General features: G+C 42.1%; 2 protein-coding genes and 1 pseudogene. All 3 read right to left on the bottom strand.

Annotated elements, in window-relative coordinates; all coding sequences use genetic code 11:
- Positions 1–135 precede the first annotated feature (135 nt).
- Positions 136–1,866, bottom strand: a complete 1,731-nt coding sequence (locus IQ229_RS18445) for an iron uptake porin (RefSeq protein WP_194046203.1) — start codon at positions 1,864–1,866, stop codon at positions 136–138.
- A gap of 489 nt (positions 1,867–2,355) precedes the next feature.
- Positions 2,356–2,637 carry a 4a-hydroxytetrahydrobiopterin dehydratase gene (locus IQ229_RS18440; RefSeq protein ID WP_194046196.1) on the bottom strand — a complete coding sequence of 94 codons (282 nt, stop codon included), beginning with the start codon at positions 2,635–2,637 and terminating at the stop codon, positions 2,356–2,358.
- 776 nt (positions 2,638–3,413) lie between these two features.
- A pseudogene (locus IQ229_RS18435) lies at positions 3,414–3,543 on the bottom strand (photosystem II D2 protein (photosystem q(a) protein)); the annotation flags it as partial.

Genomic DNA, 3,543 nt, shown 5'->3' with positions numbered 1-3,543 from the left:
AGATTTGTATAAGAGACAGATTATACTCCGGTTAACTACTGGGGTTTATCCATTATTATTATTATCGAAAACAAAAAACCCCGCCATTAGGCGGGGGGAAATAGAGTTCAAATTTGTCAGCAGATAATCAACACTCTAGAAGGTGAAAGTAGTTCTGAGCGTACCGATAATTGCATCGTCGTTATCGCTGCTTTGTCCAGGAGAGGTTAACCAGATTACACCAGGCGTTACAGAAATGTTATCTGACACGCGATACTTGTAGAAACCTTCAAAGTGATAGGGTACATCATTACCAGCAGTAACACCTGTCCGGTTAAAGGAATAGGGCTGTGCGCCAGCAAAAATACCTAAAACGTTACCCTGTTTACCAAAATCAGCTAAAGCAACCCCAGCACCGTATGACCAAGCTTCATAATCATCATCTACACCGAAGCCTGTGACATCGTGGTAAGAGACGAAGCCACTAACTGATAGCTTGTCGCTCGGTCTAAAGGCAGCCGACACACCGTAGGAGTTGGTGGAAGCTCGACCTAGTATAGCGTTAGATTGTTGAGTACCTACTGCAAAAGGTCTTGCTCCCAAAGCAGTGTTGACGTCTGATGCCTCACCCGAGTCGAATAAAGCACCGCCTGCACTGTATCCGTGAACGTAAGTAGCAGCTAAGGCCAAGCGATCACCAACACTAAAATTCAACTGTCCTAAAGCAGCATAATCGCCGTTGGTCAGACCTGAACTAAGAGCAGGATCGTTAGCTTGTGACGCCAAATAACCAGCAGTGATTGAGCTATTTCCTAAAATACCCTGACCTTTACCAAGGGGTAGATTGAGCGCTATACCTGCACCGCCACCAATACGATAGATGGGACTTTCAGAAGCAAAGGCAGACAAAGCACCATTACCACCGTCAGTTTGGTCGAAAAAGTAAGGATTGTTAACAGCAGCATAATGACTGTGTCGTCCTCCACTTGCCGCAAGGTAAACTTGGGCTGGGCCTATGGGAGCTTCATAGGTCAAACGATCTATGTTGACACTGTTGCCACCTTCGCCATTACCGACTTGAAATGTTTGTGTGCCTTCAGCAGTGTCGATAACACCACCACCATTATCTATTACTGAAAAGGCTTGTGCGTTGCCGGCTGCGAGACGCGTGTGCAAAACGTCTCTACCAGTGAAACTGGTTTGTAAGTCTAAACGGACTCTGTTTTGGAAGACAGTATTATTAGCATCACCAGTGTTATCGCCAAAGGCATCACTAACAGCAAAAATAGCTTCACCGACTAGTTTGGTAGTAGTGGAGAACTGATTAGCTTCCAATTCAGCAGTTCGCGCTTCTAAGGAATCTACGCGACCGCGTAGGGTTGCCAATTCTGCGGAAAATTCTTCTTGCAACCGTTGTAAGGTGGCTAAATCTTGTTTAGTTACCAAGTCAGCTGTTGCTGTGGCAATCAATTCGTTAACCCTATCCAAACAAGCATTCAAACCAGCGGCAAATTCATAACGAGTCAAAGCACGATTACCGCGATATGTGGAATTCGGATAACCTGCAATACAACCATAGCGCTCAACCAAGGACTGCAATGCTTGGAATGCCCAATCGGTAGGTTGTACATCGGAGAATTGAGAAACCGATGTTACTTGAGACTGAGAATTGCCTTGGTTGCCTTCGTTGCTGTAGCGATTAACTTGATCTATGGTTGTTTGAGCCAATATTTCTGGCTGTTGGGCAACTTCGGTTACACCTAGTTGTTTGGCTGCTGATACTTGTGTGCTTGGGTTTGGGGCCGCCATTGCTGTTGCCGAAACTAACAATGTTGCTCCCAAAACTGCTGGGCTAACCACTAAGGATTTCCATAATAGATTAGACATTTTTTCTTTACTCCTCACACCTTGTTTAGATAATTGGTTTCGTTCCACCTAATTCTTGAAAATGCGACATCTCATCGAAACCTATGGATGAGGCATAATTGCCTTACTACAATTCTAGTTTTTGCAAAGCTAATAAACGATTAACTTGGGGTTAAAAACTGATGTGATTAACTTATGCAAAAACATATCTTTATATCATAACATTATAAAACATCTGATCTAGATGGCAAGATTGGAGCGATCGCCTTAATAACTGTCACACATACTTATCCAAATATCTAAGCAGGGAGTAGCGTTTGGGTCATTTGCTCTCTACGCAGGCTAAATTGTTGAAAGCTTTAGACACTTAGCAGTTTGCCATCAAAAATCACTTCTTCCACTTACTCATAGTATAAATCTTATGCCAGTTAGAACGCACTGGCTTGGCGATACAAACCGTATATCGCAGTGACTTCCTGTTGTTTGTTGCAAGATGTTAGAAGAAATCACTTAGTTGATCTGGGAAATCACCCGTGCTACATCAAAGTCTGGCTGCGTCAATCCGCCTGCATCATGTGTTGTAAGCGTAATCTTCACTTTATTGTAGGAAATCTCTATATCTGGATGATGTGCGGCTGACTCAGCCGGCTCAACCAGTTTATTGACAAACTCAATTGCTTCAATAAAATTTTTAAATGTACGGGTAATCTGCAACTTTGAGTCTTTAACAGTCCAATCTGACAAAACCTTTGCCTGTTTCTTAATTTCCGCTTCGGTGAGTAGTTGTGCCATATCAAGAAATTCCTACTTATATAGTTACAACATTTTGCATCTGACAAAGGTAAACACCTTTTATTCTCTACACAGAAAGTATAGGAGGATAAATTAAGCCACAATAATGTGTATGTCTAGATTTAAATCAGACTTGGCAGATAGACACTATTTCTCCCATTTGGTCATACTCCAAGGTTTAATAGAAGATATTTATTCTTTTTAAGAAAACTTAAATAGGTTGCCTTATCGCGATAGCCATCGCTATATATCTTTTAAAAGCAACCATTGAAAAAATAAAAATCACCCTAAAAAACTATCCGCCCTGATTTAGATCGGACGATCTAAGTCAGAGCGGTCTAGCGGGTCTTCAGGTTGCAACCAGACTGCCGGAAGGAACTCCGAGCTTGCCTAGCTACTTGAGCTAACTTAGTATCTCAAAGATAACTAAGGCTAACTTTTAGAGAACAGCCCCGGCGCGCAGCCGGCTAACTGCAACCTGATGACCCATGCATTTACTACTTTCTATCATGGGCATCACCTCCTTATTGCCTAAGCGGTCTTAGTTTTAAAAGGGCAGAGTATTTACTCTGGGTTCTTAACCTTCATCTAACATAACACATAAATTTAGAGATATTAACCAATATATAAAAAATCTCCCACCTTTTTGATGGGAGATTACTGGAGATAATGAAAATTGACACTTTATTGGCTGATTACAAGGAGATTATTTTATCTGGGTGTGTCAATCTTCGCCAACCACAACCCTAATTTAGGTCATGGTCAAATTTGAATTCTTAGAGAGCGTTACCGCGAGGTAGAACTTCTTCAGGGAATACAAATTGTTCGTGGGGTTGATCTTGAGGAGCCATCCAAGCGCGGATACCCTCGTTCAGCAAAATGTTTTTGGTATAGAAGGTTTCAAAC

Origin of the sequence: Nostoc cf. edaphicum LEGE 07299 (genome assembly GCF_015207245.1) — a bacterium.
Lineage (GTDB): Bacteria > Cyanobacteriota > Cyanobacteriia > Cyanobacteriales > Nostocaceae > Nostoc > Nostoc edaphicum_B.
The sequence above is the reverse complement of the archived record's forward strand: the minus strand, read 5'-3'. Positions and strand labels throughout refer to the sequence as shown.

Bases quoted from the DNA above. Each gene is read 5' to 3' on its own strand.
- IQ229_RS18440 (WP_194046196.1), bottom strand. From the start codon at position 2,637: ATGGCACAACTACTCACCGAAGCGGAAATTAAGAAACAGGCAAAGGTT.
- IQ229_RS18445 (WP_194046203.1), bottom strand. From the start codon at position 1,866: ATGTCTAATCTATTATGGAAATCCTTAGTGGTTAGCCCAGCAGTTTTG.